Origin of the sequence: Phormidium sp. CCY1219 (assembly GCF_035615515.1) — a bacterium.
GTDB lineage: Bacteria > Cyanobacteriota > Cyanobacteriia > Cyanobacteriales > Laspinemataceae > CCY1219.
On record NZ_JAJENT010000632.1, the window covers coordinates 1 to 896 of the forward strand.

The following is an 896-nucleotide window of genomic DNA, read 5'->3' on the forward strand; positions in this document are numbered from 1 at the left end:
GCCGGTGATGCCATTGCCGGTGATGCCATTGCCGGTGATGCCATTGCCGGTGATGCCATTGCCGGTGATGCCATTGCACGGATCTGCCGGGGGATAAATCCCCCGTCTCATAGCTCAAGTCGGTTAAAACCGACTGAAATGCCTATTCTGTAAGGCTTTCAGTCGGTTTCTAACCAACCCCACCCTATGAGGCTATTGTTTGTAACCTACGCCGGATCTTCTACTCGCTGTGGAGTTTGCAACGCCCTGCGGTTTATACCACCAATCCAACATCCGATCCAATCCAATAACCCGGGATGGGATTAACGTTTATTTTCGTACCACATTGAGGGGCGATCGTCTCGATCGCTAATTCGTTCTAGGGAAGGTTTTAAGTCATTCTTGAGATGATGTATTTTCTGATTTTTAACATAATTAACCGCTATATCCATTTGCTTACCTCCCAAAGAAAATACACCATAGCCATCCTGCCAACCAAATCGAGTGAGAGAACCCGAACCTGCGTGATTCAAATGATAGGTACTACTTCCTTTAATATTTTTAACAAATTCGGCAACGGATAAATTTGGTGGAATGGAAGCAACAATATGAATGTGGTCTTCTATGCCGCCAATGGCATGAACAATACAGCCAAGAGCATCGCTTTTGCCGATTATGTAAGGATAGAGTTCATCTTCTATTTCTGGAGTTATCAAAGGGAAACGCTGTTTTGTTGCCCATACCAAATGATAGTAGATTCGCCACAGAGACATAATCTATTAAAAATGTTCATTTAAAATTTTTATTATTTTATCACAAGCCGGGGGATATCAATCATGGGTTAACATCTCCAGCCACACCCGCCGGGGGATAAATCCCCCGTCTAATAGCTCAAGTCGGTTGAAACCGACTGAAAT

At 44.0% G+C, this 896-nt stretch carries 1 protein-coding gene; it reads right to left on the reverse strand.

All coding sequences use genetic code 11. The features are described from left to right. Window positions 1–302: 302 nt before the first annotated feature. Window positions 303–752 (reverse strand): IS200/IS605 family transposase, encoded by a 450-nt coding sequence (gene tnpA, locus LKK83_RS18015; protein ID WP_324632648.1) that lies wholly within the window; start codon window positions 750–752, stop codon window positions 303–305. Window positions 753–896: the final 144 nt, after the last annotated feature.